The organism is Devosia yakushimensis, assembly GCF_030159855.1.
Taxonomy (GTDB): Bacteria; Pseudomonadota; Alphaproteobacteria; order Rhizobiales; family Devosiaceae; genus Devosia; species Devosia yakushimensis.
Genome location: NZ_BSNG01000001.1, coordinates 2,776,081 through 2,800,966, shown reverse-complemented (window position 1 = coordinate 2,800,966; position 24,886 = coordinate 2,776,081). Strand labels below are relative to the sequence as shown.

The following is a 24,886-nucleotide window of genomic DNA, read 5'->3' as shown; positions in this document are numbered from 1 at the left end:
TCGTCCGATGCGACAAGGCGCGCGGCTTGCAAAGGGGTTATGCGGCCATCACGAAGGCCTGATTGCGCGTCAGCTATTTCTTCACTTCCTCCTGCGTTAATGGCTGTGCTCATGCAGTTTCTTTCCGCCCTTGCCCTCCTTGCCGCCACGCTCACACCCGCCCTCGCGGGCGAAACGCCATGGCAGGAAGTTGCCCCCGGCGTGAAGCTGCGGCTGATCAGTTCGGGCCTGATCAAGCCCGATGGCCAGACCCTGCTTGGTCTCGAAATTTCGATGCCCGAGACCACCAAGACTTATTGGCGCGTGCCGGGCGAAACGGGCCTGCCCACCGTGCTCGACTTCGCCGGCTCGACCGGTGTCGCCGGCGGAGAGATCGTCTGGCCCTATCCCAAACGGGATGAGAAGGACGGCTATCTCGACTATGTCTATTATGGGCCCCTGGTGCTGCCGGTGGCGGTGACCGTGACAGGCGAGGCCCCCAAGGCCGAGATTTTCGCCACCCTGGGCGTCTGCTCGGAAATCTGCGTGCCGGCCCAGGCGCGGTTCTCGCTGCCGCTGGCCGATCCCGAGCCCGATGCGCCCAATGGGCTGCGCATCCGCCAGGCGTTGGCGCTGGCCCCCGTGCCCTGGGATGGTGCAAAGCCGCCGCTTGGCGCGGTGCGATATCGTGCCGCCGAGCGCATGCTGGCCGTCGAACTGGCCGATCCGGGTCTCGATCCCGCCTCGCTGATCGTTGCCACGGCCAGTGGCGAACCGCTCTTCGGCGCGCCGCAAAAAAGCCCGGAACCACACCTAGTCCTCATCCCGATCCTGGATAAGGAAGGGCCGATAGGCCTCGAAAGCCAGGACGTTCAGCTCACATTCATGACCGATATGGGAGCTTTTGAAGTCACACGGACCGTTGCCGGTTCGGGCGACTGAAACCGGACCGGGATCGGATCGGCCATTAGGCCTTGTATGCGGCGGAAAAGCCGCTTATCCGAGATACTGGACTTTTCGAGGGAAATGGCTGCCACAGGCGGCTCAGGCATGGGGCATATCCTTTTATGATCGAACGTGGCAGTCCGGTTCCGTCGGTGCGGATCAAGCTTGTTGGCGCAGAGGGCGCCAGTGACACCACCAGCGATGCGGTTCTGGGCAGCGGCACCGTGGCGTTCTTCGCCGTGCCGGGCGCTTTTACGCCAACCTGCCATGTCAATCATCTGCCCGGCTATCTCGCCAATCTCGGTAAGCTTGAGGCCGCCGGCGTCGACAAGGTCGTCTGCGCCTCGGTCAACGACCACCATGTGATGAAGGCCTGGGCTGAAGCCTCGGGCGCGCTCGGCAGAATCGAATTCATTGCCGATGGCAATGGCGAACTGGCCGAAGCGCTGGGCCTCGCCAAGGATTTCTCGGGTTCGGGCATGGGCAAGCGCTTTGCCCGCGCCTCGATCCTGTTCCGCAACGGCAAGGCCGACGCGGTCTTTCTCGAGGATGGCCCGGGCGTCAATGCCAGCGGTGCCCCCGCCATGCTGATGGCGCTCGAAACGGCCAATGGCTGACCCAAGGCGCAAGGAGCCAATTCGATGACCAATTTCCTCCCCGTGCTGCGCCTCTCCGCTGCCGCTCCCCTCGCTATTCTGCTGGCTGGCTGTTCCATGGGCGGCATGTTCGGCGGCGGCCAGAGCGCGGCGACCAACCAGTCGCTGCAGAACGCCACCGCCACTCCCGCCGCCATTGCCCAGGCCCAGACCAATGCGCTGCCGGCCATCGCCACCCAATGCCCGCCTATCAAGGTGCGCGCCGGCTCGGAAGCCATGTATTATTACGGCAATGGCCGCACCGGCGATCCCAAGGCCCTGCAATACCAGGGCGTGATCGACGAGAGCTCACGCAATTGCGTGGTTTCCAATGGCCTGATCACCGTCAATATGGGCGTAGTCGGCCGCGTGCTGCTTGGCCCCGCTGGCTCCCAGAGTACCGTCAATGCCCCGATCCGCTTTGCAGTCGAGCGCAATGGCGCCGCTGTCTTCTCGGAGAAATACACCATTCCGGTGGCTATCACTCCGCCGGCTCAATCGGCCGAATTCGTCAAGGTGATCGAAAATGTCGCCATCCCCTATCTGGGCGGCGAGGAGATCACCATCTGGGTTGGCTTCGACACCAGGGGCTGATTGCGCCAGCTGCGCTTTCGGGCTAAGGAGCCTGCCATGAGCCAAAACGCATTCTTTTCCATTCGCATCCGCACCGCCTGAAGGCGGTGCCGATCCATGACTGAACGCCCGGCCGTCATGCGGCCGGCGTGAGCCTGCGGGATTCTGGCCAAAAGGCTGTGGGCCAAAATTCCGAAACCGGCGCCGTCTCATCTCTCGAACAGCTTTTCGAGATTTTGAGACCATCCATGAAAAAGAACCTCAATCGCGCCCGCTCGCAGAGCTGGGACGCTGTCGCCCATTGGTATGCCGGTTGGACCGGCACCAATGGCAGCCGCTATCACCGCACCCTTGCCGTGCCCCTGTTGCTCGAATTGCTCGATCCACGGGCCGGAGAGCATATTGCCGATCTGGGCTGCGGCCCGGGCATTCTCGCGCCGCCAGTGGCCGCGCGCGGCGCCCGTTTCATCGGCGTGGACCTCTCGCCAAAGCTCATTGCCGAGGCGCGGCGCAATCACGGCCGGGTCGGGCGCTTCCATGTCGGAGATGCTACCAATCTGCCACGGCATGCCGACCTGCCGGCGGGCGGCTTCGACGGAGCGAGTTTCCTGCTCTCCATTCAGGATATTAATCCGCTCGGGGATGCGATGGACAATGCCGCCCGGCTGCTCAAGCCTGGCGGGCGGCTCGCCATGGTTATGCTGCATCCCTGTTTCCGCGTGCCGCGCCAGAGCGGCTGGGGCTGGGATGAGGGCAGGGGCCTCAAGTTCCGCCGCCTCGATTCCTACCTGACGCCGCTGGCCGTGCCGATGCAATCCCATGCCAGCGGTACCACCCGCAGCTATCACCGCCCGCTCGGGGCCTATGCCGAAGCGTTGGCCAGAGCAGGCCTGGCGTTGACCGACATAAGGGAGGTGAGTGATCTGCCGGGGCAGGGGGACAGCAAGGCTGATCGGCGGGCGGCCGGGGAGTTTCCGCTGTTTCTGGGGTTGCGGGCGGTGAAGCTGGGATAGAACTGGGGGTGGGGATACCCCCTCCTAGCCTCCCCCTGATAGGGGGAGGGATATCTCCACCCTTGGAACTGGATCGAGTTCTAGTCACAAGGCGGTTCCTCCCCCTATCAGGGGGAGGGTAGGAGGGGGTACTTCGATGCCCGCTATTCAGCTGCCTTCAGCTCAACCTCCGGCTTTTCCCACTTCAAGATCGGGCTGCGCGCTGCCCGTGTCTCGTCCAGCCGGCGGCGCGGGGCCTTCATCGGCGCCGAGGTGAACCGCTCGGCATTACCCGCCTTGGCATCGGCGGCCAGTTCTTCCATTACCGCGCAGAAGCGGTCCAGCGTCTGCTTGCTTTCGCTTTCGGTGGGTTCGATCAGCATGGCGCCATGCACGACCAGGGGGAAATACATGGTCATGGGGTGGAAACCCTCGTCGATCAGCGCCTTGGCGAAATCGAGCGTGGTGACACCCGTTCCGGCCAGGAAACTGTCATCGAACAGCGCCTCATGCATGGTCGGGTAATCGTCAAACGGCACGGAGAAGGCATGGGCCAGCCGCGCCTTGATGTAATTGGCATTGAGCACGGCATCCTGCGCCGCCTGGGCGAGGCCATCCCCGCCATGGCTGAGCATATAGGTGAGCGCGCGGACATACATGCCCATCTGGCCCTGGAAGGCGGTGATGCGCCCCAGTGCCTGGCCCTCTTCGTGTTCCACCAGCTCCAGCCCATGCTCGCCTCTGCGCACGAAAGGCACCGGCGCAAACGGCGCCAGCGCTGCCGAGAGCACGACCGGACCCGCGCCCGGCCCGCCCCCGCCATGCGGCGTCGAGAAGGTCTTGTGCAGGTTGATATGCATGGCGTCGATCCCAAGATCGCCTGGTCGCACCACGCCCATGATAGCGTTGAAATTGGCCCCGTCGCAGTAGAAGAACGCGCCAGCCGCATGCACGGCTTCGGCGATCTCGATGACTTGCGGCTCGAAGAGGCCGCAGGTGTTCGGATTGGTCAGCATGATTGCGGCCACGTCGGGCGAGAGCGCATCCTTGACCGCCTGCACATCCACCGTGCCATCGGCCCGGGCCGGAATCGGCTTGACGCTATAGCCCAGGAAAGCGGCGGTTGCCGGATTGGTGCCATGCGCGCTTTCGGGCACCAGTACGATAGTGCGATGGCTCTGCCCGGCAGCATCCTGCGCGGCCTTGATCGCCATCATGCCCAGCAATTCGCCATGCGCGCCGGCCTTGGGCGTCAGCGCCACGGCTGCGGTATTGGTCAGCGTCATCAGCCAGTGCGAAAGCTGGTTCATCAGCTCGAGCGCCCCCTGCACGGTCGAAACCGGCTGCAGCGGATGGATATCGGCAAAGCCGGGCAAGCGCGCCATCTTCTCGTTTAGACGCGGATTGTGCTTCATCGTGCACGAGCCCAGCGGATACATGCCGCTGTCGATCGAGTGATTGAGGCGCGACAGGCGCACATAATGACGCATTGCCTCGGGCTCGGTCAGCCCGGCCAGGTCGAGCGGGCTCTTGCGCTCGAAGCCGCTCAGCCGGTCGCCCGAAATCTTGACCTCCGGCAGGTCGACGCCGGAATGCTCATTATCGCCGATTTCGAACAGCAGCGGTTCGTTCGGCAACATGGCCGAACCGGAGGTGGAGGCAAAGCCCGAAGTGCCGGTGCCGGTGGGGCGGCCCTGATTGTTCATGCTCATTGCAGTTCCTCCGAAAGAGCGGTGCAGAGCGCGGCGATGTCGGCAGCACTGGTGAGTTCGGTGGCGGCCAGGATGATGAGATTGCCGACCGCCGGATCATCGGGAATAAGCCGGCTGACCGGCACGCCACCCAGAATGCCGCGCGCCGCCAGTCGTTCGATCAGCGCCGCGCCGGGCAGGGGCGTACTGATGGTCATCTCATTGAAGAAGGTCTTGTTGAGCACGCGCACCCCCGGCACGCCCTCAAGCGCATCGGCCAGGGTGCAGGCATTGGCATGGTTGAGCCGGGCAAGACGGGTAAAGCCAGCTTCGCCCAAGAGACCCATATGGATCGAGAAGGCGAGCGCACAGAGCCCCGAATTGGTGCAGATATTGCTGGTCGCCTTTTCGCGGCGGATATGCTGTTCGCGGGTAGAGAGCGTCAGCACGAAGCCGCGCTGTCCATCGGCATCCACCGTCTCGCCGCAGAGCCGCCCCGGCATCTGGCGGATGAATTCCTTGCGCGTGGCCATGAGCCCCAGATAGGGCCCGCCGAAATTAAGCGCATTGCCGATCGACTGGCCCTCGGCCACCACGATATCGGCACCTAAAGCGCCGGGCGCTTCCAGCAGGCCCAGCGACACCACTTCGGTAATCACCACGATCAGCAGCGCGCCCTTGGCATGGGCAGCGTCAGCCGCGGTCTTGAGGTTGCGCAGATGGCCGTAGAAGTCCGGCGTCTGGATAACGATGGCCGCAGTCGTCTCGTCGATATGGTCCAGGATATCGCCCTGGCCTTCGGGCGAGGCCGAAAGGATTTCGAGGTCGGCATCATCCTTGAGATAGGCCCGCACCACATCGCGATAATGCGGATGAAGCCCGCCCGACAGCACGATCTTGCTGCGCTTGGTGAGGCGCCGGGCCATCAGCACCGCTTCGGCCGTGCCGGTCGAGCCGTCATAAAGGCTGGCATTGGCCACATCCATGCCGGTGAGCTTGGCCACCTGGGTCTGGAATTCGAACAGCATCTGCAGCGTGCCCTGCGAGATTTCCGGCTGGTAGGGCGTATAGGCCGTGAGCCATTCCGAGCGCTGGATCAGGTGATCGACCGTCGCCGGCACATGGTGCCGATAGGCCCCCGCTCCCACGAAGAACGGGCCATCCGCCCCCGCATGGTTCTTGGCCGCCAGCGCCCGCATATGCGCTTCGACCAGAAATTCTGGGCTATGGGCGGGCAGGCCGAGATCAAAGCTCTTGAGCGCCTTTTTGGGCACGGCGCTGAACAGGGCATCGATATCGGCCGCGCCGATGACGCCAAGCATCTCGGCGCGTTCATGGTCGGAATGGGGGAGGTAGCGCATGGGCAGGGCTTCCAGTATGTGGCGAGAACCCCCTCCCTTATGGGGAGGGTAGGGAGGGGGACTTTCTTACTTCGTCAGTTCGGCATAACCGGCATCGTCGAGCAGGCCGTCCAGCTCGCTCGCATCGCTGAGGGCGATCTTGAACATCCAGCCGGCCGCCTCGGGATCGGAATTGATCAGTCCCGGCTCGTTGCTCAGCGCGTCATTGACCTCGGTGACGGTGCCCGAGACCGGCGCATAGATCTCCGAAGCGGCCTTGACCGATTCAACGACAGCGGCTTCGTCGCCTTTCTTGAACACCTTGCCGACGGCAGGAAGCTCGACAAAGACGATGTCTCCAAGCTGTTCCTGCGCATAGGGCGTGATCCCCACAATGCCGGTCGCGCCCTCGACGCGAATATATTCGTGGTCAGGGGTGAACTTGGTGGTCATGGCAGATCCCTCAACTGGATTTGGTTTTGCGGAAATAGCGGTGGGGCACGAAAGGCATGGCGACGACCGTGCCGGAAACCGGCTTGCCCCGCACCATGGCGATCACGGGCGCCCCTTCATAAGCGTCAGACGGGGGCAGATAGCCCATGGCGATTGGGGCATCGAGGCTGGGCGCAAAGCCGCCCGAGGTGACCTGGCCCATGACGCAACCCGATTCATCGACCAGTTCGGCCCCCTCGCGCACCGGCAAGCGGCCCTCAAAGCGGATACCGACGCGCACCCGCGTCAGCTCGCCGGCAAATTCCTTGAGAATGCGCGCGGCGCCAGGGAAATCGGCGGCCTCGCGGCGGCGCTTGGAAATGGCGAAATTAAGCGCTGCCTCAGTGGGCGAAATGGTCTCGTTGAGGTCGTGGCCGTAAAGCGGCAGGCCGGCTTCGAGCCGCAGGCTATCGCGCGCGCCAAGGCCGATCGGCTTTACGCGTTCGTCGGCCAGAAGCTTGTCCCATAACGCACTGGCCAGGCTCGCCGGCGCCAGGATTTCAAAGCCATCCTCCCCGGTATAGCCGGAGCGCGAGACAATGAGCGTGCGTCCTTCCCAGTCGAACGGGCCATATTGCATGAAGCCCAGTTCCACCACGCCCGGCAGCAATGCGCTCAACACGTCAATGGCTTCCGGCCCTTGCAGCGCCAGCAGGGCCTCGTCATCGGCGCGGGTGACCTTGGCGCGGTCGCCGGCCGCCTTGGCGATATGGGCGAAATCGGCCTCCTTGGTCCCGGCATTGACCACGATATAAAGCGAGCCGGGATAACGCGGCGATCGGGCGACCATCAGGTCGTCCATCGTGCCGCCCTCGGCATTGAGCAGCAGCGTATAGCGGATCTGGCCGGGCTTGAGGCTCGCAATATCGCCGCAGATCAGCGGCTCGATAATGGCGGCGATGGCGGCGTGATCGGCCTCGGCGTCGCCAGTCCTGGTGCTGAGTTCGAGAAAGCTCGGCCCCATATGGCTGACATCGAACAGCCCCGCATGCTCGCGCGTCCATTTGTGCTCGGCCATGATGCCGGGGGCATATTGCACCGGCAGGCTATAGCCGCCAAACGGCACCATGCGGCCACCGGCCGCGACATGCCGCTCATAAAGCGGTGTGGTTTTGAGAGTTTCGGCGGAGCTATCGGCCATCAACGCTTCCCGGAAAATGAACAAGGCGACACGACTACACTCGCCTTGCGGCGAATTCCGTGCCCCCTCTGTCCTCATCACCTGAGAGATTTCCCGGCTGAGCGCCGGTTGCTCCTTCGGTGGGACCGCGCCTATGCGGGTCCGCTTTCCAGAGTTGTAGCGGTGCTGCGGTCCTTTTGCCTGAGAGTTTCCGGGGCGGTTGCTCCTTCGGCGCTGGAGAAAATCCAATCTCTCCCGCAGTCACGCGCACCATGGTGGAGATTCCTTGGGGCGTCAATCGCGGGCGTGGATATGGGCACAGCGATTTTTATCGGGAGGTGGAGACGATGGTCCCGCAATACCCCCTCAAACAAAAAGGGCGGACCTCGCGGCCCGCCCTCAAAACTCAATCCAACTGAACGCCTCAGTTCAACCGGCTGCCCACATCGGCGATGGCGCGATCGATGACCTGGCCGCCCTTCTTGGCCATTTCGTCGGTGAGCACGGTACGGGCCGCCTCGATGGCGACGTCGGCCGAGCGGCCACGCACTTCGGCGATAGCCTGGGCTTCGGCCTGGGCGATCTTGTCTTCCACGGCGCGGGTGCGGCGGGCAACGAGATCGGCCAGCGAGGTCTGGGCTTCGGCGGTGAGACGTTCGGCTTCCTGCTTGGCCGCGGCGATAATGCCTTCGGCTTCCGACTCAGCAGCGACGCGCTTCTGCTCATATTCTACCAGCAGAGCGGCGGCTTCCTCGCGCAGCTTCTTGGCTGCTTCGAGCTCGTCCGCAATCTGCTGGATGCGCTTGTCGAGCATCCGGCCGATAACGCGCGGCACGCCGAAATAGGTGATCAGGCCCAGGAACAGCACGAGCCCGACAGTGGCCCAGAAGCTATTGTCCATCCATTCCATCGTGCTTACTCCTTGCTCGCCTTGGCGACGGCCGCCTTGACGCCATCGGTCGGGATATCGCCCACGAGCTGAGTGACGACGGTCTGCGCCGTTTCGGCGGCAATCTCATCGACATGGGTCATGGCTTCCGCCTTGGTCGCGGCGATCCGCGTTTCGGCGGCGCTGACCTTGGCGGAGAGATCGGCTTCCACCGCCTGGCGCTTGGTTGCCAGTTCGGCCTTGATCGCGTCGCTGGTCTGGGTCGCGATGCCCTGAGCTTTCGACTTGGCTTCCGCCAGGGCCGTCTCATAGGCGGCAATGGCAGCGTCGGTCTTCTGGCGGCTGGCATCGGCCGCGGCCAGATCAGCGTCGATCCGTGCCTTGCGATCGGCCAGGATGGAGCCGACGCGGGGCAGGGCCACCTTGCTCATCAGCAGGTAGAGCGCGGCAAAGGAAATCGCCAGCCAGAGCAATTGCGAGGGGAAGGTCGCCGGATCGAACGGCGGGAAGACACCCGAACCGTGATCTTCGCCATGCGCCTCGGTGGTCGCATGGGTATCGGCGGTGGGGTCGGCATGTGCCGGATCGGCATGGGTCGCATCGACCGCGCCATCGACATGTTCTTCAGCCGGGGCTGCTGCCTCTTGGGCGTAGGCTTGCGTTACCATCAGGTGAGGTCCCGTTAAATCCGGTCAGCCGGCGGAAAGCCGGTCAATAGAGCGCAGCCGGGAGTGTCCCGGCTGCGGAATACAGGCAGTCGCGCCGCTATTAGGCGACGAACAGCAGGATCAGGGCAACCAGGAACGAGAAGATGCCCAGAGCTTCGGTCATGGCCATACCGAAAATCAGGTTACCGGTCTGGCTCGGAGCAGCCGACGGGTTGCGCAGGGCGCCCGACAGGAAGTTCGAGAAGATGTTCGACACGCCAAGGGCGGCGCCAGCCATACCCAGAGTTGCGATACCAGCGCCGATGAACTTTGCGGCTTCAGCTTCCATTTTTGTAGTCCTTTCAAGGGTCGTAGTTTGCCGGCGGGGCCCGCCGTTGAGGGACTCAACGCTCAGTGTGAAGGGTGAACCGCGTCGTTGAGATACATCGAAGTCAGAACTGCAAACACATAGGCCTGCACTGCTGCAACGAGGAATTCGAGGGCTGTGATCGCCACCGTCATGATCAGCGGCAGCACGGCGCCGAGCCAGCCCAGGGCGCCCAGCGTGCCGAGGCTAACCACGAAGCCAGCAAAGACCTTGAGCGTGATATGACCGGCCAGGATATTGCCAAACAGTCGGACAGAAAGGCTGACCGGGCGCGACAGGAACGAAATGATTTCGATCGGCACCACGATGGGCAGCACATAGCCGGGCACGCCCGAGGGCACGAAGAGCTTGAGGAATTTGAAGCCGTGACGGACGAAACCGTAGATCACCACCACGCTCATCACCAGAACGGCCAGCGCCACCGTGACGATGATATGACTGGTGACGGTGAAGAAATAGGGGATCATGCCGAACATGTTGGCCGTCAGCACGAAGGCAAACAGCGAGAACACGAAGGGGAAGAACTTCATCCCCTCGGTGCCGGCCGAGCTTCTGAGCATATTGGCCACGAATTCGTAGGACAGCTCACCCATGAGCTGCAGTCTGGAGGGGACCAGCTGCTTGCGGCTCGAAGCGAGCAGCACGAAAGTGGTGATTGCAGCAACCGTCAGCACCATAAAGAGCGACGAATTGGTGAAGGACAGGTTCAATCCGCTTCCTGCGGTGCCATCGCCCCCGACATGGATCGGAATCATGTCCTCGATGACAAACTGGTGGATCGGGTCAGTACCGGCCAAAACAGAGCCCCTTGCGCGTCGTCATCAGTGTTCAATCCGCTTGTCGTCTTCCGCGTCAGGCTTGGGCCCAGGCGGGGGAGGCGATGCGGCATTCAGTTCGGCCACCGCTCGGGTGACGTTGAGTATTCCAGCGGCAAAACCCATCATGAACATGATGAGCAATCCCCAGGGGCTGGTGCCCAGTCCAAGATCGATCAGGTAGCCGAGAATGCCCCCTATCACGATCGCCGCCACGAATTCAGTGCCGATGCGCATACCGCGCGCCATGCTGCTCGTGTCGTGGGAACCATTTGCCGAGGCTCTATTGTCCTCGGCTGCGCGGCTCCGCTTGGCAGAGGCAATACGCGATGCGAGATCGCGCGTCACCCCGTCAGCGCCACTATCCTGGCCTTTGGTATCTTGCGGTTTTGCCATCCGCTCGCTCCCCTCGGCCCGGCTTTGACCCGGGGTAAATCCGGGGCGCCTTTTAAGTCGCGCGCAACATAGTGGTGGGGTAACACAGTGTCAAGATTCGTCGCGGCAACGTAATTTATTGATTTAAAACGCTTTTTTGCCTTTCAATGGGGGTGCGGCATGCTGTCCACACCCAAGCGTGGCAAAGTCGAGGCAAGGACAGGGGGATTCTGGGTACTTTTGGGTTACCGGCGGGGAGGGGCGGTGTCCGATCTGGGAGATCGTGGCTTCCGCTACCCCCTCCTAGCCTCCCCCTGATAGGGGGCGGGATCTCTCCACTCTAAGAACTGGATCGAGTCACAAATACTGAACGGTCCCTCCCCCTATCAGGGGGAGGCTAGGAGGGGGTAACGAGAGCCCCAAACCTACCGGCCCTCAAACCGCCTCAAGAAATGTCTCGGCCGTGGTCAAATCCACCGACACCAATTGGCTCACCCCGCGCTCGGCCATGGTCACGCCAAACAGCCGATCCACCCGGCTCATGGTGATCGGATTATGCGTAATCACCATGAAGCGCGTATTCGTCCGCTGGCGCATGGAATCGAGCAGGTTGCAGAACCGCTCCACATTGGCGTCGTCGAGCGGGGCGTCCACTTCATCGAGCACGCAGATCGGCGCCGGATTGGTCAGGAACACCGCAAAGATCAGGCTCATCGCTGTCAGCGCCTGCTCGCCACCTGAGAGCAGCGTCATAGTCTGCGGCTTCTTGCCGGGTGGGCGGGCGATGATTTCGAGCCCCGCCTCTAGCGGATCGTCGCTCTCGACAAAAGTCAGCTCGGCCGTGCCGCCGCCGAACAGCGTGGTGAACAGTTCCTGGAAATGCGCATTGACCTTGACGAAGGCCTCATTGAGCCGTGCCCGGCCCTCGCGATTGAGCGATTGGATACCGGTCCGCAGCTTGGCAATGGCCTCGATCAGGTCGTCCCGATCCCTAACCATGGTGTCGAGCTTTTCCTGAACCTCTTCGGCTTCCTTTTCCGCCGACAGGTTCACCCCGCCCAGCCGCTCGCGCTCGGCCTTGAGCCGGTCCACCCTCTGCTCGATGGTGCTTTCCGTCGGCAGCGCCTCGCTGGGCTTGATCCCCGACACTTCCAGCGTCTTGCTGGCCGGAATATCCAGCGTTTCCTCGATCTGCCGCTCGATCTGCTGGCGCTGAGCGATAATGCCCTTGATGCGTTCTTCGACGCGTGTCAGCTCGATCCGCGCATTGGCCAGAATATCGCTGGCGCCCTTGAGCGCCTTGTCGGCCTCGCGATAGCCGGTCTGCGCCAGGTTGAGCCTATCGCCGGCCGCCTTGTGCTCGATCCCGGCGGTTTCGATCTGGTCTTCCAGCTCCGCCCGCCGCGCCACAAAACCATCCGGCGTTTCGGTGACGCTGGTCAATTGGGCGCTGACTTCGGCGGTGCGCTGGTTGAGTGTCGCCAATTGCGCCATGGCCCCGTCGCGACGGCGGGTCCAGGCCATGCTGTCGCGCTGCAATTGGCCGAGGCGATTGTCGCGCATGCGCGCCGCCGTCTCAAAACTGCCCAGCTTCAGCCGGGTCTGATCGGCCCTTTCCCTTGCGGCGGCCAGCCCCGCTTGCAAATCCTCGGCCATCTCGGCCGCATCGTCTTCCTCGCCTGCCTCTTCGAGCAGGGCTTCGGCCTGTTCGCGCATCGCCTCGGCTTCGGCCAGACTTGCTGCCAGCCGCGCCCGCGCTTCTTCCAGCGCCGATTGGCGCGTGGTCAAATCGCCAATGGCCCGCTGTGCCCGGTCGACCTCGGCCTGCGCCGCGCCAATGGCATGCTGCGCCATCCGCCAGGCTTCGCGCTGGTTCTTTTCATCCTGCCGCGTTGTTGCAAGGGCTGCGGTCAGCGCCTCCACATCGCGCTTGGCCGCATTGCGTTCGCCCCGCGCACGGGTGATTTCGGCATCGAGTTCGGCCAGCCGGTTGCGTTGCGCCAGCCGCTGTGCAGCCGGGCTCGGCGCATCGGCGGCGGCCACAAAACCATCCCAGCGCCACAGCGCTCCATCCAGCGTCACCAGCCGCTGGCCGGGCTTGAGCGCATGCATCAGCGCCGGGCCATCCACCGCATCGACAATGCCGATCTGGTCCAGCCGGCGCTTCAGCAGCGCATTGCCTGTCACATAGCGCGACAAGGGTTCGGCCGCCTGGGGTAAGGCCGGATCGATATAATCCTCGATGGCCACCGACCAATGCATCGGCGCGCCTGCGTCCGAAGACGCTTCAAGATCATCTCCCAAAGCCGCGCCGAGCGCCGTTTCATAGCCCGATTGTACGCTGAGCTGATCGACAATGGCCGGCCACAGGCTCGCGCCCACATTGAGCATTTTGCCCAGTGTGGAGGCTTCCGATTCCAGCCGCGTCAGCGCCGCCTCGATCTCGGCCAGCCGGGGCTGCGCATCGTCGAGCCGAGTCTGCGCATCCGCGGTCGCTTCCTCGGCGATCACAGCCATTTCTTCAGCCGTCGCCGCTGAAGCCTGCGCTTCTTCCAGCGCCGCGCGCTTCAGCGTCAGGGTTGCATCGGCGTCAAGCTTGGCCGCAATCGTATTGGCTTCCTGCTCGACTTCGGCGATCTGCTGACCCAGCCGGGCAATCCGCCCGGCAGCATCCTCGGCGCTGCGTTGTGCCTGGGTCCGGCGCGCTCGTACCTGCGCCAATGCATCGGCCGCTGCCCGCGCTCGTGTCTCCGCCGCGCTCACGGCGGCGCTGGCGGCCTCGGCCTCGCCGCGCGCCCGGTCGAAATCAGCCTGCGCTGCCTCGCCCTCTTCGACCAGCTGCACCAGCTCTTCTTCATAGGCGGCGAGTGTGACTTCGCTTTCTTCGACAAGCAGCCGCTCGCGCTCACCGTCGGCGGCAAGCTGGCGGATGCGGTCTTCCAGTTCCGCGCGGCGGCTGCTGGCGCGGCGCGCTTCCTCGGCCAATTGCTCGTTGAGAATCGTGTAGCGCTGCAGCACGGCCCCAGTCACCGCCTCGCGGTCGCGCAGCGGCTGCAGCGCCGCATCGGCGGCTTCCAGCGTCTTTTGTGCCTGCAATTCGAGATGGGTTGCGTCCGCCAATTCGCGGATCAGCACGGCCTGGCTTGCCTCGGTTTCCTTCTCGGCAAAGCGTGCCGCCACCCAGCGGATATGAAACAGTGTGGCTTCGGCGCGGCGAATATCGCCCGAAAGCGAGCGATAGCGATTGGCCAGCCGCGCCTGGCGCTTCAGCGTTTCGAGCTGAGCATCGATCTGGGCGATGATATCGTCGACCCGCTCGAGATTGCCCTCGGCCGCCCGCAGCCGCAGCTCGGCCTCATGCCGACGCGAATGCAGCCCGGAAATCCCTGCCGCCTCTTCCAGCAAGGCCCGCCGTGCGGTCGGCTTGGCGGCGATCAATTCGCCAATCTGTCCCTGCCGCACCATGGCGGGTGAATGGGCGCCGGTCGAGGCATCGGCAAACAGCAATTGCACGTCGCGCGCGCGCACTTCCTTGCCATTGACGCGATAGACCGACCCGGCCTCCCGCTCGATCCGGCGGGTCACTTCCAGGATATCGGCACTGTTGAGGGCAGCCGGCGCCGTGCGGTCGGCATTGTCGAGCACCAGCGTCACTTCGGCCGAATTGCGCGCCGGCCGGTTGCCCGAGCCCGAAAAGATCACGTCATCCATGCCCGAGGCGCGCATGGCCTTGTATGAGTTTTCACCCATAACCCAGCGCATGGCTTCCACGAGGTTGGATTTGCCGCACCCATTGGGCCCGACAATGCCAGTCAGCCCGGGCTCCATGAGAAGCACGGTCTCATCGCTGAAAGATTTGAAACCATGCAGCTTGAGGCGGGAGAATTTCATGGCCGTATCGCCCAAAGGGCGACCTCCCCCCGCAGGGGGAGATGCAGATCGATGGCCTTACTGCGCGGGAGCAACCGGCGTAGCGGTCTCGGCGGCAGGTGCGGCCGGAGCCATCGTGTCGGTTGCAGCAGGTGCGACCGGCGCTGCTGCGGGAGCGGCAGCAGCCGGTTCGGTTGCCACGAAATCGGCAGGCACCAGCGGATCGATTTCAGCGGCCAGCTGCTCGAGCGTCTTGTCACCAGTGAGCGTCTTGCCATTGACATAGAATGTCGGGGTGCCCTGCAGGCCAAACTCGTTGAGCGCCTGATCGCGCATGGCTTCCATCCCGGTGAACAGCGCCTGATTCGTCAAGGCGGCGTCGAAGGTTTCCTGGGTAAAGCCGAGCTGCTTGGCGATTTCGAGGATCTTGTCGCGGGGGGCTTCGGATGCGGCCCAATCGTTCTGCGTCTTGAAATAGGTCGACAGCACATTGTCATAATTGGTCGGGCCGGCGGCCTCGGCCAGCATGAACACCGCCGCATCAAGCACATTGCGCACGAACGGCCGGGTGATCAGCTTGACCTTGCCGGTATTGACATAGGCCGCAACGAAATCGGGCTTCACCGTATTGGCGAAAGTCGCGCAGTGCGGGCAGGTGGGCGAGGCATATTCGATAACGGTGACCGGAGCGCTGTCGCTGCCCTGCACATGGTCGGTCATGCCGCCGGCGGGGGCCAACAGCTTGGCCTGGTCAACCATGTCGCCTTCGGCGGCACTGGCCGTGGCGACGCCGCAAAGGCTTAGCGCCGACGCTGCGGCGGCAAGGATCAGGGTGTCACGGCGGGTAAATTTCACGGTCTGTCGCTCCTTTTGAGGTCTGCGCGACACTACACGGGCACAAGGTGTCGGCAAGTGGGCACATTCATCACTAGCGGGTGAACGCACTATCTGGCTTTTCGCTCCGATCTGCTGGAGAGCGCGTGGCCCAAGGCCCGCAACGCCTCCCTCAGATCGTCATCTTCGACATTGGCCACCTGGGCCCCGACCTTTGCTATGACGCTCTGGCTCGGTTGGCTGGGTTTTTCGTCCCTATCGCCTGAACCGGGCGTGAACGGCTCAGCCGAGAGCCGGATCTGGCCCACCAGCACATAGCCGAAATAGCGGTTGATTGCAGCGGCAATGGCCGGTCCCTCATGGCTGATGGCCAGGGCATGGCCCGGTATATAGCGCAGGTAAAGTGTTGCTCCCTCGGCGCTCCGCTCGCCGCGCGGCCAGGCCAGCTTGTCGGGAATGGCGACGGCGTCATAGGGCCGGGGCGCCATCGCCCCCCAATGGGTAATGATATCCCGGCTGGCAAAGCCGCGCTTCTTGAGCACGGGATCGAGCGCGCCGGTAATGGCATCGGCCAGCGTCACCGCACGATTGCGGCGTTTGGGTTCTGCGTCGGCTTTGGATTTAGGCGCTTCGCTCATGGCGGTGATCTTAGCACCGGCACGGCGGCCAAATCACCCCCACCCCGATAGCAAAGACAGATTGAAAAGGTCACGCTCCCCCTTGTGGGGAGGGGGTATTTCAGGCTTGCACGAAATCCAGCCTTCCCCCACATCATGCGCCATGCACCTGCCAAACCCCGCTCCGATAGATGCCGCGCCGGTTCTCGCCTGGTATGACAGCCACGCCCGCAATCTGCCCTGGCGCGTCTCCCCTGCCGACCGCGCCAAGGGCATCGCGCCCGATCCCTACCGCGTCTGGCTCAGCGAGGTCATGTTGCAGCAGACCACCGTGGCTGCGGTCAAAACCTATTTCCTGCGCTTCACCAGTCTCTGGCCGACCGTTTTCGATCTGGCCGCCGCGCCGCTCGATGCAGTCCTCAAGGAATGGGCGGGCCTGGGCTATTATGCCCGCGCCAGGAACCTTCATGCCTGCGCCGAGGCTGTGGTCAACCAGCATGGCGGTGTCTTTCCCACGAGCTCGGCCGCCCTCCAGACCCTTCCGGGCATTGGCGCCTATACCAGCGCGGCCATCGCCGCGATCTGCTTTGACGAAGAGATCGCCGTGCTAGACGGCAATCTCGACCGCGTCCTGGGCCGTTATTATGCGCTGCCGGTGCCCGTCCGCGAGGCCAAGGACGAGCTGCGCGCGGCCCTCCAGGCCTCGGTGCCCAAAAGAGCAGGGGATTTTGCCCAGGCCATGATGGACCTGGGCGCAACCATTTGTGCCCCGCGCACCGCGACCTGCATGCTCTGCCCGATCCAGCCGGGGTGTATCGCGACAAAAACGGCGGCCCCCACCGTCTATCCACTCAAACCGGCCAAGCCCGAAAAGCCGGTCCGCAAGGGGCATGCCTTCGTCATGACCGACGCGGATGGCGACGTCTATCTCCAGACCCGTCCCGACAAGGGCCTCCTCGCCAAAATGACCGAAGTGCCAACCTCAGACTGGGTCAGTGCACTTCCACCCGTCGCCTATCCCGCGTCCGGGGATTGGCGTCATCGCGGACAGGTTATCCACGTCTTCACCCATTTCCGGCTGGAACTGGAAATCTGGTCCGCTGCGGTCGCGCCGGCAGGATTGGACAGGGGCTGGTGGGCGGAGCCATCCGCGCTCAAGGGCGAGGCCCTGCCGACTTTATTCCGCAAGGTGCTGGCGGCGGCCGGGCTGGAATAGTGTCGAGCTCAACCAAGAAAAAAGCCGCCGGGGCAAACCGGCGGCGGGCAGTTGAGCCTGGAAACGATTGGAGGTCAGGATCAGGCGGAAATCAAATCAAGTTTCTGTCGGATGCCGGCGCGCAGATCGTCGATCGGCACGCTGCGGCCATCATTGTCATGGTGCCAGAAGGTCCAGCCATTGCAGGATTCAGCGCCTTGCACCAAAGCGCCCACCTTGTGGATGGAGCCCTGATGCGTGCCCGAAACCAGCGAGCCGTCTGCCCGCACCATGGCGGAGTAACGGCGCGCTGAATCGAAAAGTTGCGCGCCCGGTTCGATCACCCCCTGTTCGACAAGCGAACCAAAGGGAATGCGGGTTTCCTTGCGCTTGGGTGTCACCGATTGCAGCGCCTCGAACACGCCGGGCCGGATGCTGGCAATGCGCTGCAGCGCGGCATTGATATAGGTTTCTTCCCGCTCGATGCCGATGAAGTGGCGGCCCAGCTTGCGGGCCACTGCGCCCGTGGTGCCGGTGCCGAAAAACGGGTCGAGCACGATATCGCCCGGCTTGGTCGTGGCATTGAGAATGCGGAACAGCAGCGCTTCCGGTTTCTGCGTCGGATGCACCTTGCCGTCGTCTTCGCCCTTGAGGCGTTCGGCGCCGGTGCAGATGGGGAACAGCCAGTCGCTGCGCATCTGCGTATCGTCATTGGCGAGCTTGAGCGCTTCATAATTGAAGGTCACCCGGCTTTTCTGGCTCCGCGCCGCCCAGATCAGCGTTTCATGCGCATTGGTAAAGCGCGTGCCGCGGAAATTGGGCATGGGATTGGCCTTGCGCCAGATCACGTCGTTGAGCATCCAGTAGTCGAGATCCTGCAGCGCCGTCCCGACCCGGAAAATATTGTGGTAGCTGCCGATGACCCACAGCGCCCCATCGGGCTTGAGCACCCGGCGCGCGGCCTTGAGCCAGGCGCGGGTAAACTGGTCGTAATGGGCAAAGCTCTCGAACTTGTCCCAGTCGTCATCCACCGCATCTACCTTGGACTGGTCGGGGCGGGTGAGGCCCTGGTCCAGTTGCAGGTTATAGGGCGGGTCCGCAAAAATAAGGTCAACCGAGCCGGCCGGCAGGGCATTCATGTGGTCGATGCAATCGCCCACCAGGATAGTATCGATGGGGAGGCGTTTTGCCTCCTCCGCAGCGGCCACAGGAGCCGTACGCGCGGTACGCAACATACACTTAACCCTAACGCAGTACTAACGCCTCCCTTGTAGCGTCGGAGGGGTTAAAAGAGCGTTCGCAATGGGTTAGCGGGGGGTTAAGAAGCCACAAACCGGGTGTCAAAGCGCTGCCGAACCCGGCATCTTCATTCCATCCATGGCAAAAGCGGCGGGCGAGGTCGTGCCCTTATCCCGCCAAACCCACGCGCAGCCGCGCCTCGGCAACCGGCGCAAATTCCTCACGGTGGTGCCGGCAGGGGCCATGCGCCGTCAATGCCCGCAAATGCTGCGGCGTGCCATAGCCCTTGTGCCCGGCAAAACCGAAATCGGGGGCATCGCAATCCATGATCGCGCACATGCGGTCGCGCGTTACCTTGGCGACGATCGAGGCCGCCGCGATCGATACGCTCCGCCCGTCCCCACCGATCAGCGCCGTGCCGTCGCAGGGCAGGCCCATGGGCACATCGCGCCCATCCACCAGCACCCGGTCCACCGCAATGCCGAGACTATTGACCGCCCGCGCCATGGCCCAGAGTGTCGCGCCCCTAATATTGCGGCTCAAAATGATCGAAGGTGGCGCCACGACCACGGCAACATGCGCCGAGGCGACGATCAGCTCAAACAACGCCTCGCGCTGCTCCTCGTTGAGCTTTTTGGAATCGTTGAGCCCATCGGGGATGCGCGCGGGATCGAGCACCACAGCGGAAACCACCACGGGCCCGGCCAGCGGTCCGCGCCCGGCTTCGTCAACACCAGCGACGAACCGCGCCCCGCGCGCCTGCATGGCGCGTTCGTGCGAATAGTCGGGAATGGTCTGGAGCGGCGAATCGATCAACATGCCGCCAGCATCGCTGGGGCGCGGGGCAATCACAAGCGGTCCAGCAGCGCCTGCCGGTCGGGTAGGAAAAGGTGATGACCCACCCGGTTGGTTTCCACAACGAATGCCGCCAGCGCTTCGCTTGCCGCTACCTCAGCCGAAATATCGCCCAGTACCACCAGCCGGCATCCGTAATTCTGCAGCTTCTGGATGAACGCGCCGGCCATGCCGCTGCGCAACTGCAGAAAGCCCGGCTGGAGCCGCGCTACGGGAATGACGATGATGTTCGCCTCGGTGCCATAGGTTTCCCCCAGAATGTCCAGGGCATCCGTCTCGGTGCCCAGCAATGGACCTTCATTGGGGAGCTCAAGGAGAGCCGAGCCATTGATATTGCTCGTCACTGTCACGATTTCTCCTTTACCAACAAATATATACGTTCTGAGATGCAGCGGGTTTCCTGCTATCATCGTTCACCGCGTCGGCAAAGCAGACAAGGGAGCTCGGGCCATTGCGCATGGCATTGATGCAGTCACGGTTCGGTTTGGTGGCCATTGCATTGGTTCTGTTGCTAGTGCCGGCTGCTGCCGAACCCTTCCATCATCCCTCCGGCGAATGGCGGGAATATAACCGCGACTGGCTCGCCGCCTGTCCTGACACGATCGATGAGGATGCAGCCACCTATTACGGCTATTCCTGCTTCGCCAGCACCGGCAGCCAGGAGCTCAACAGCGCCGGCCTCCCCGCTTGGAAGCTGACCCTTGTCCACAATCGGCTGACCGGCGATGTCGATGTCGCTTTTACCGGTGCGGCCGACACCGCCCAGGTCGACGTGACCCGGCCCCTCCATGTCGAATTCACCGGCACCCTGCCGCAAAGTTTCGATTTCGTGGCCGACCTCGAAACCCGCTTCAACACCACCAATCAATGGTTCGTGGCCGACGACGCCCGCCGGGATGCCCTGATTGCCCAGATGAAAACACGCAACGCGGTGACCCTGGGCGTACCCCTTACCAATGAAGGTGAACCCACCCGCAAGGTCCGCCTGTCCCTCAACGGCGTCCTCGCTTCGCTCGATTTCATGTCGAGCTATGCGCGGCGCGTATCGGAATATTAGGGCCGCCCTGAAGCTCAGCTCAGTTCCTGGGCCAGTCCGATAAGCAGGCCCTCCGGACCGCGAATGTAGCAGAGCTTGTAGCTATTCTCGTATTGGACGACCTCGCCAACGAGCTGCGCGCCACGATTGCGGAGCCTTTCGAGTGTGTCGTCGATATCGTCCACCGCGAACATGACGCGGAGATAACCCAGGGCGTTGACCGGGGCGTTGCGGTGATCCGCCACGACAGCGGGGGCGAGGAAGCGGGACAGCTCGAGCCGGCTATGGCCGTCCGGGGTGCGCATCATGGCAATTTCGACGCGCTGGTCGCCCAGCCCGGTGACCCGTCCGGCCCACTCGCCCTCGACCACGCCCCGCCCTTCCAGCTCCAGGCCAAGCTCGACAAAGAAATCGACCGTCGCTTCGAGGTCGTCGACGACGATCCCGACATTGTCCATCCGTTTGATCGCCATGTGTCCAACCTCCAGGTGCCATGAGCTTAGGACCTCAAGACCAGTAAGCCAACCGGCTCACAGAGGCGGCAAGCGCCGTTTTACCGGCTGCGCCTTCACAATTGCCGTGCTGGTCTCGGCCTTGTCCGCAATCCGATCCAGAATCCCGTCCAACTGCTCGATCGAGCGCAGCAGCAGCCGGGCGACAAAGCAATCATCCCCCGTCACCTTGTCGCATTCGGTGATCTGCGGAATCTCCTCGATCAGCTTCTGCACGATATGCAGCTTGCCCGGCAATGGCTTGATCCGCACGATGGCCTGCAAGGGGTAATCCAGCATTCTGGTGTCGAGATCGAGTGTGAACCCCTGGATTACCCCGCGGTCTTCGAGTCGCTTCAGCCGCTCCGATACGCTGGGCGAAGACAATTCCACCCTTTGGGCCAGTTGCTTGATCGAGAGCCGTGCATCCGCCGCCAGCGCCACGATGATCTTTCGGTCGGTTTCGTCGATCATTTTCGTTTTCCAAGGAAGTCTGTTCAATCTAACGAATAATATAAAGCAAAAATCGGTTTTGCCTATCAAGTGATATGGATGGCGACAGCGCCGGCAGCTATTGTCTCGGCAAAGGGACAGGCGATGAACACGACCACACGCGGCACAATCGAGATGACGGCATCCATGGTGATTTCGGGCACCATCGGCGCCTTTGTGGTGTTTTCCGGTCAGCCGGTGATCGATGTCGTATTCTGGCGCTGCCTGTTCGGCACCGTGCCGCTGCTCGCCGCTTGTGCCGCGCTCGGCCTTTTCCGGCGCTATATCATCACGCCGCGCCAATTTCTGTTGGCCCTGGTTGGGGGCGTGGCCATCGTTGCCAATTGGCTGCTGCTGTTTGCCGCCTATCCATTGGCCTCTATTTCCATCGCGACCGCCGTCTACAATACGCAGCCCTTCATGCTGGTGGCGTTCGGCGTGCTGTTCCTGGGCGAGCGGCTGACCATCCACAAGCTGGGCTGGCTGCTTGTCGCCTTTGCGGGCGTCGCGCTCATTGCCAATGGCAAGGCCGGCGCTGCCGGCAGCGACTATCTGGGCGGCATTCTGCTCTCGCTGGGCGCGGCATTTTTCTATGCCATTGCCGCTTTGGTCACCAAGCAGCTCAAGGGCGTGCCGCCCCATCTGATCGCCCTGATTCAGGTTGGTGTCGGCATGGCCATGGCCGCGCCATTCGCCGGCTTTTCGACGCTGCCCACCAGCCCCACCACCTGGGGGAGCCTCGCCGCCATCGGCGTGGTGCATACCGGCCTGGTCTATATCCTGCTCTACGGCGCCATCCAGAAATTGCCGACCCCGCTGATCGGCGCCCTTTCCTTCATCTATCCCGTTGTCGCCATCCTGGTGGATTTCATCGTCTTCGGCCATCGTCTCGATGCCGGCCAAATGCTCGGCGCCACGGCCATCCTCATCGCCGCCGCCGCCATGACCCTGGGCTGGGTGCCGCTCAGAAGCGTGCGCCCGCGGCCCAGTTCTCAACCGCCGCTATCATGACCTCATGCGTTTCGGGGCTGCCGGCCTCCTGCGCCAACTCCCATAGGCGATGCGCCCCCGTCGTCAGATCAATACGCTCGCGATCGAGCCGCTTGCCCGTCTCGGCCTCGTAGCGCCGGACGATCCGCTCGGTGAGTTCCGGCGACACGAAACTCGAATAGATGAATTCCTGATGCAGCGGCCCGAACCCGGAATCGGCAAAGTCGTAAACCCCGTTCAGCGTCGCGCTCGCATGATCGAACGCCATGTTCCAGCCATGCCCGTCGAAAAAGCCATAGCTTTCGCCATAGGGGTCGGGCGGCAAATCAGCCCAGGCCGCGAGTGTCCGCTCCGCCAGGCCCCGCAGGTGATGTGGCAAATGGGGCAGGGCGCCCGCCACGATGGTGTCCGCCGGTGCTATGGCCTCCGCCGGCCCCGCGCCCGCGGCCCGCAATTGCGCGGCGTCGATGGCATGCAATTGTGCGTAGAACAGGCCGAGTCTATTTGCCAGCCTGTCCCGCGCCGCCTCGGACAATTGCGCGTAATGTTCGGCCAGCAGGTGCTCGCCGGCCAGCTTGACGTGGCGCGAGAAAACGCGCGGCGTGTGATGCATCGTCAGTTCCGGCACGGGCATGTCCACGGCCGGCCCGATCACCGTCAGGAGCCGCGCCTCCATCAGCAGCGCATCTTCGGCATGGGCCTGGCGCGGAAACTTGAAGATCAGCCTGTCATCGACATCAACGGCCACACTGTCCCAGCCTTCATTCAACAGGCTGAACCGGCCGTCACGTGTCTCGGGATAGGCCGCGACAATGATATCGCGCAACTGTTCGAGATCGAGTGGCGAGGCGGCAATGGGCATGATTGTTCCGTGGTCCTGGACTTTGCGCGAGACTAGGGTGTTTCGCCCGCGCTGTCAGGCCGCGCCGCCTAAAACAGGCTCATCTGCTTGTCCTCAAGCCTGGGCGCCACGAAAAGCTCGGTGCGCAGCCCCGGCAGTTTGACGTCGAGCCCATAGCGCTCGCGCGCCTTGTCGAGACGCTGACGCAGCAATGTCGCATAGGGTCCTTCCCCGGTCATGCGGATGCCCCAGCGCGCATCGTAATCCTTGCCGCCACGCGTATCGCGCACCAGCGCCAGCACATGGCGCACCCGGTCGGGAAAATGCCGCAACAGCCACTCGCGGAAGATGTCGCGCACTTCCCCCGGCAGCCGCAGCAGGATCATCGAGGCACTCTTGGCCCCCTGCGCCGCCGCTGCATCCAGAATCCGCTCCAACTCCATATCGTTGATCGCCGGAATCATTGGCGAGGCAAACACCGCCACCGGCACGCCGGCCTCGCTGAGCAGCCGGATCGCCTCCAGCCGCCGGGCAGGGGAGGAGGCGCGCGGTTCCATCTTGCGGCTGAGCTTGTGATCCATCGTGGTCATGGAAATGGCCACCTTGACCAGGTTGAGCTTGGCCAATTCGGTCAGGATATCGAGATCGCGCACGATCAGCGCCGATTTGGTGGTGATCATCACCGGATGCCGGGTTTCCAGCATCACTTCGAGAATACCCCGCGTCAGCTTATGCTTGCGCTCGGCCAATTGATAAGGGTCGGTATTGGTGCCCATGGCAATAGGCTTGGGCCGGTAGTTTTTGGCGCCCAGCTCCGCTCGCAATGCTTCCACCGCATTGGTTTTCACATAGATATCGCGCTCGAATTCGATCCCCGCCGAATGCCCCAAAAAGGCGTGGGTCGGCCGCGCGAAACAATAGGAACAGCCATGTTCGCACCCCCGATAGGCATTGATCGAGCGTTCGAAGCCGATATCGGGACTATCGTTTGTGGTGATGATGGTCTTGGCGCGTTCAAGGTGCTCGACCGTCTCGAAGGCCGGCATGGATTCGGAGCTGCTCCAGCCATCATCGAACCCTTCGCGCACCTGCCGCTCGAACCGCCCGCTGCGATTGGATTGCGCGCCCCTGCCGCGATTGCGGCTGGGATCGACCAGCTCGCGCCGCGCCAGATCGGCGTCGCGGCTGCGGCTCAGCTTTTCCAGGGCTTCGAAAGACGGGGCCTGATAGAGGGCCATCAATGCTCTCCTTGCGCGCCGACTTGTCGAATCGTCGCATGGGTTAACGTGCAGTAAGACATAGCAGTTGCATGAGAACAAAACAAGAACTAGCGCCAATGAGAACAGCTGCGCTACCCGCTCGCGGGATGGCTGGCTTGCGCGGAAATGAGTGGACAGCAAACCCTTGCTCCCCTAAACGGTCCGGCCCCGCGTCTCAAACTGGCAATGGCGCGGCGTACTTAAGCGCCAGATTTAGTATTGACCCGCTTCCGCGGGTAATTTACTAAAGCAATCACTTCACTATTTTCGCGCAGCTGCTGACACG

Annotated in this window: 26 protein-coding genes and 1 riboswitch; of the genes, 7 read left to right on the top strand and 19 right to left on the bottom strand. The window is 63.1% G+C overall.

Annotation, left to right across the window (positions count from 1 at the left end; all coding sequences use genetic code 11):
- Positions 1-111 precede the first annotated feature (111 nt).
- The 4 genes from QQL79_RS13575 (at position 112) to QQL79_RS13560 (ending at position 3,145) form a co-directional block, all read left to right on the top strand.
- On the top strand, positions 112-921 hold the full coding sequence (locus QQL79_RS13575) for a protein-disulfide reductase DsbD domain-containing protein (RefSeq protein WP_284391694.1): 810 nt from the start codon (positions 112-114) through the stop codon (positions 919-921).
- A gap of 125 nt (positions 922-1,046) precedes the next feature.
- The gene (locus QQL79_RS13570) at positions 1,047-1,541 is read left to right on the top strand and encodes a redoxin family protein (RefSeq protein WP_284391692.1); all 495 of its coding nucleotides are present in this window, start codon (positions 1,047-1,049) and stop codon (positions 1,539-1,541) included.
- Between the two features lie 24 nt (positions 1,542-1,565).
- Positions 1,566-2,153, top strand: coding sequence for a hypothetical protein (locus tag QQL79_RS13565; RefSeq protein ID WP_284391690.1), 588 nt, complete (start codon positions 1,566-1,568; stop codon positions 2,151-2,153).
- A 227-nt stretch (positions 2,154-2,380) separates the two neighbouring features.
- Complete coding sequence (locus QQL79_RS13560) at positions 2,381-3,145, top strand: class I SAM-dependent methyltransferase (RefSeq protein ID WP_284391688.1); 765 nt, start codon at positions 2,381-2,383, stop codon at positions 3,143-3,145.
- 143 nt (positions 3,146-3,288) lie between these two features.
- Here QQL79_RS13560 and gcvPB read toward each other — a convergent pair whose 3' ends face one another.
- From gcvPB to QQL79_RS13500, 12 genes are all read right to left on the bottom strand, one after another.
- Positions 3,289-4,836, bottom strand: coding sequence for an aminomethyl-transferring glycine dehydrogenase subunit GcvPB (gene gcvPB / locus QQL79_RS13555; RefSeq protein WP_284391686.1), 1,548 nt, complete (start codon positions 4,834-4,836; stop codon positions 3,289-3,291).
- Entirely contained in the window at positions 4,833-6,176 is a 1,344-nt protein-coding gene (gene gcvPA, locus QQL79_RS13550) for an aminomethyl-transferring glycine dehydrogenase subunit GcvPA (RefSeq protein WP_284391684.1), read from the bottom strand. The genes gcvPB and gcvPA overlap by 4 nt, the downstream gene beginning before the upstream one ends.
- A 66-nt stretch (positions 6,177-6,242) precedes the next feature.
- Positions 6,243-6,608 (bottom strand): glycine cleavage system protein GcvH, encoded by a 366-nt coding sequence (gcvH, locus tag QQL79_RS13545; RefSeq protein WP_284391682.1) that lies wholly within the window; start codon positions 6,606-6,608, stop codon positions 6,243-6,245.
- 10 nt (positions 6,609-6,618) lie between these two features.
- On the bottom strand, positions 6,619-7,788 hold the full coding sequence (gcvT, locus tag QQL79_RS13540) for a glycine cleavage system aminomethyltransferase GcvT (RefSeq protein ID WP_284391681.1): 1,170 nt from the start codon (positions 7,786-7,788) through the stop codon (positions 6,619-6,621).
- Between the two features lie 158 nt (positions 7,789-7,946).
- Positions 7,947-8,035: riboswitch (glycine riboswitch) on the bottom strand.
- Between the two features lie 156 nt (positions 8,036-8,191).
- Entirely contained in the window at positions 8,192-8,677 is a 486-nt protein-coding gene (locus tag QQL79_RS13535) for a F0F1 ATP synthase subunit B family protein (RefSeq protein WP_284391679.1), read from the bottom strand.
- Positions 8,678-8,682: 5 nt separating this feature from the next.
- On the bottom strand, positions 8,683-9,327 hold the full coding sequence (locus tag QQL79_RS13530; protein ID WP_370461251.1) for a F0F1 ATP synthase subunit B: 645 nt from the start codon (positions 9,325-9,327) through the stop codon (positions 8,683-8,685).
- Positions 9,328-9,424: 97 nt separating this feature from the next.
- On the bottom strand, positions 9,425-9,652 hold the full coding sequence (locus QQL79_RS13525) for a F0F1 ATP synthase subunit C (RefSeq protein ID WP_046137693.1): 228 nt from the start codon (positions 9,650-9,652) through the stop codon (positions 9,425-9,427).
- 62 nt (positions 9,653-9,714) lie between these two features.
- Positions 9,715-10,488 (bottom strand): F0F1 ATP synthase subunit A, encoded by a 774-nt coding sequence (locus QQL79_RS13520; RefSeq protein ID WP_284391667.1) that lies wholly within the window; start codon positions 10,486-10,488, stop codon positions 9,715-9,717.
- Between the two features lie 24 nt (positions 10,489-10,512).
- A complete protein-coding gene (locus QQL79_RS13515; RefSeq protein ID WP_284391665.1) occupies positions 10,513-10,902 on the bottom strand; it encodes an AtpZ/AtpI family protein in 390 nt (129 codons plus the stop codon).
- 414 nt (positions 10,903-11,316) lie between these two features.
- Entirely contained in the window at positions 11,317-14,772 is a 3,456-nt protein-coding gene (locus QQL79_RS13510) for an AAA family ATPase (protein WP_284391664.1), read from the bottom strand.
- 57 nt (positions 14,773-14,829) lie between these two features.
- Entirely contained in the window at positions 14,830-15,606 is a 777-nt protein-coding gene (locus tag QQL79_RS13505; protein WP_284391662.1) for a thioredoxin domain-containing protein, read from the bottom strand.
- Positions 15,607-15,695: 89 nt separating this feature from the next.
- Positions 15,696-16,223, bottom strand: a complete 528-nt coding sequence (locus tag QQL79_RS13500; RefSeq protein ID WP_284391660.1) for a DUF721 domain-containing protein — start codon at positions 16,221-16,223, stop codon at positions 15,696-15,698.
- Between the two features lie 142 nt (positions 16,224-16,365).
- Here QQL79_RS13500 and QQL79_RS13495 point away from each other — a divergent pair, with 142 nt between their 5' ends.
- Positions 16,366-17,418 (top strand): A/G-specific adenine glycosylase, encoded by a 1,053-nt coding sequence (locus QQL79_RS13495; protein WP_284391658.1) that lies wholly within the window; start codon positions 16,366-16,368, stop codon positions 17,416-17,418.
- Positions 17,419-17,498: 80 nt separating this feature from the next.
- Here the strand turns inward: QQL79_RS13495 and QQL79_RS13490 are convergent, their stop codons facing one another.
- The 3 genes from QQL79_RS13490 to QQL79_RS13480 form a co-directional block, all read right to left on the bottom strand.
- Positions 17,499-18,632: a site-specific DNA-methyltransferase gene (locus tag QQL79_RS13490; protein WP_284391656.1), complete on the bottom strand. Its 1,134-nt coding sequence runs from the start codon at positions 18,630-18,632 to the stop codon at positions 17,499-17,501.
- 172 nt (positions 18,633-18,804) lie between these two features.
- Complete coding sequence (gene rnhB, locus QQL79_RS13485) at positions 18,805-19,455, bottom strand: ribonuclease HII (RefSeq protein WP_284391654.1); 651 nt, start codon at positions 19,453-19,455, stop codon at positions 18,805-18,807.
- Positions 19,456-19,484: 29 nt separating this feature from the next.
- Entirely contained in the window at positions 19,485-19,841 is a 357-nt protein-coding gene (locus QQL79_RS13480) for a DUF4180 domain-containing protein (RefSeq protein WP_284391652.1), read from the bottom strand.
- Positions 19,842-19,948: 107 nt separating this feature from the next.
- Between QQL79_RS13480 and QQL79_RS13475 the strand changes: the two genes are divergently transcribed.
- Positions 19,949-20,548, top strand: coding sequence for a hypothetical protein (locus tag QQL79_RS13475; protein WP_284391650.1), 600 nt, complete (start codon positions 19,949-19,951; stop codon positions 20,546-20,548).
- Positions 20,549-20,562: 14 nt separating this feature from the next.
- Here the strand turns inward: QQL79_RS13475 and QQL79_RS13470 are convergent, their stop codons facing one another.
- Both QQL79_RS13470 and QQL79_RS13465 read right to left on the bottom strand, forming a co-directional pair.
- Positions 20,563-21,000 (bottom strand): VOC family protein, encoded by a 438-nt coding sequence (locus QQL79_RS13470; RefSeq protein ID WP_284391648.1) that lies wholly within the window; start codon positions 20,998-21,000, stop codon positions 20,563-20,565.
- 57 nt (positions 21,001-21,057) lie between these two features.
- Positions 21,058-21,492 carry an Lrp/AsnC family transcriptional regulator gene (locus QQL79_RS13465; protein ID WP_284391646.1) on the bottom strand — a complete coding sequence of 145 codons (435 nt, stop codon included), beginning with the start codon at positions 21,490-21,492 and terminating at the stop codon, positions 21,058-21,060.
- Between the two features lie 123 nt (positions 21,493-21,615).
- Between QQL79_RS13465 and QQL79_RS13460 the strand changes: the two genes are divergently transcribed.
- Positions 21,616-22,521, top strand: a complete 906-nt coding sequence (locus QQL79_RS13460) for a DMT family transporter (RefSeq protein WP_284391644.1) — start codon at positions 21,616-21,618, stop codon at positions 22,519-22,521.
- Here the strand turns inward: QQL79_RS13460 and QQL79_RS13455 are convergent.
- On the bottom strand, positions 22,475-23,362 hold the full coding sequence (locus QQL79_RS13455) for a phosphotransferase family protein (RefSeq protein WP_284391642.1): 888 nt from the start codon (positions 23,360-23,362) through the stop codon (positions 22,475-22,477). The genes QQL79_RS13460 and QQL79_RS13455 overlap by 47 nt on opposite strands.
- 68 nt (positions 23,363-23,430) lie before the next feature.
- The gene (locus QQL79_RS13450; protein WP_284391640.1) at positions 23,431-24,579 is read right to left on the bottom strand and encodes a PA0069 family radical SAM protein; all 1,149 of its coding nucleotides are present in this window, start codon (positions 24,577-24,579) and stop codon (positions 23,431-23,433) included.
- Positions 24,580-24,886 lie beyond the last annotated feature (307 nt).

Coding starts and splice junctions, on each gene's coding strand:
- QQL79_RS13575 (WP_284391694.1), top strand. CDS start 112: ATGCAGTTTCTTTCCGCCCTTGCCCTCCTTGCCGCCACGCTCACACCC.
- QQL79_RS13570 (WP_284391692.1), top strand. CDS start 1,047: ATGATCGAACGTGGCAGTCCGGTTCCGTCGGTGCGGATCAAGCTTGTT.
- QQL79_RS13565 (WP_284391690.1), top strand. CDS start 1,566: ATGACCAATTTCCTCCCCGTGCTGCGCCTCTCCGCTGCCGCTCCCCTC.
- QQL79_RS13560 (WP_284391688.1), top strand. CDS start 2,381: ATGAAAAAGAACCTCAATCGCGCCCGCTCGCAGAGCTGGGACGCTGTC.
- gcvPB (WP_284391686.1), bottom strand. CDS start 4,836: ATGAGCATGAACAATCAGGGCCGCCCCACCGGCACCGGCACTTCGGGC.
- gcvPA (WP_284391684.1), bottom strand. CDS start 6,176: ATGCGCTACCTCCCCCATTCCGACCATGAACGCGCCGAGATGCTTGGC.
- gcvH (WP_284391682.1), bottom strand. CDS start 6,608: ATGACCACCAAGTTCACCCCTGACCACGAATATATTCGCGTCGAGGGC.
- gcvT (WP_284391681.1), bottom strand. CDS start 7,788: ATGGCCGATAGCTCCGCCGAAACTCTCAAAACCACACCGCTTTATGAG.
- QQL79_RS13535 (WP_284391679.1), bottom strand. CDS start 8,677: ATGGAATGGATGGACAATAGCTTCTGGGCCACTGTCGGGCTCGTGCTG.
- QQL79_RS13525 (WP_046137693.1), bottom strand. CDS start 9,652: ATGGAAGCTGAAGCCGCAAAGTTCATCGGCGCTGGTATCGCAACTCTG.
- QQL79_RS13515 (WP_284391665.1), bottom strand. CDS start 10,902: ATGGCAAAACCGCAAGATACCAAAGGCCAGGATAGTGGCGCTGACGGG.
- QQL79_RS13510 (WP_284391664.1), bottom strand. CDS start 14,772: ATGAAATTCTCCCGCCTCAAGCTGCATGGTTTCAAATCTTTCAGCGAT.
- QQL79_RS13500 (WP_284391660.1), bottom strand. CDS start 16,223: ATGAGCGAAGCGCCTAAATCCAAAGCCGACGCAGAACCCAAACGCCGC.
- QQL79_RS13495 (WP_284391658.1), top strand. CDS start 16,366: ATGCACCTGCCAAACCCCGCTCCGATAGATGCCGCGCCGGTTCTCGCC.
- QQL79_RS13490 (WP_284391656.1), bottom strand. CDS start 18,632: ATGTTGCGTACCGCGCGTACGGCTCCTGTGGCCGCTGCGGAGGAGGCA.
- rnhB (WP_284391654.1), bottom strand. CDS start 19,455: ATGTTGATCGATTCGCCGCTCCAGACCATTCCCGACTATTCGCACGAA.
- QQL79_RS13475 (WP_284391650.1), top strand. CDS start 19,949: ATGGCATTGATGCAGTCACGGTTCGGTTTGGTGGCCATTGCATTGGTT.
- QQL79_RS13470 (WP_284391648.1), bottom strand. CDS start 21,000: ATGGCGATCAAACGGATGGACAATGTCGGGATCGTCGTCGACGACCTC.
- QQL79_RS13465 (WP_284391646.1), bottom strand. CDS start 21,492: ATGATCGACGAAACCGACCGAAAGATCATCGTGGCGCTGGCGGCGGAT.
- QQL79_RS13460 (WP_284391644.1), top strand. CDS start 21,616: ATGAACACGACCACACGCGGCACAATCGAGATGACGGCATCCATGGTG.
- QQL79_RS13455 (WP_284391642.1), bottom strand. CDS start 23,362: ATGCCCATTGCCGCCTCGCCACTCGATCTCGAACAGTTGCGCGATATC.
- QQL79_RS13450 (WP_284391640.1), bottom strand. CDS start 24,579: ATGGCCCTCTATCAGGCCCCGTCTTTCGAAGCCCTGGAAAAGCTGAGC.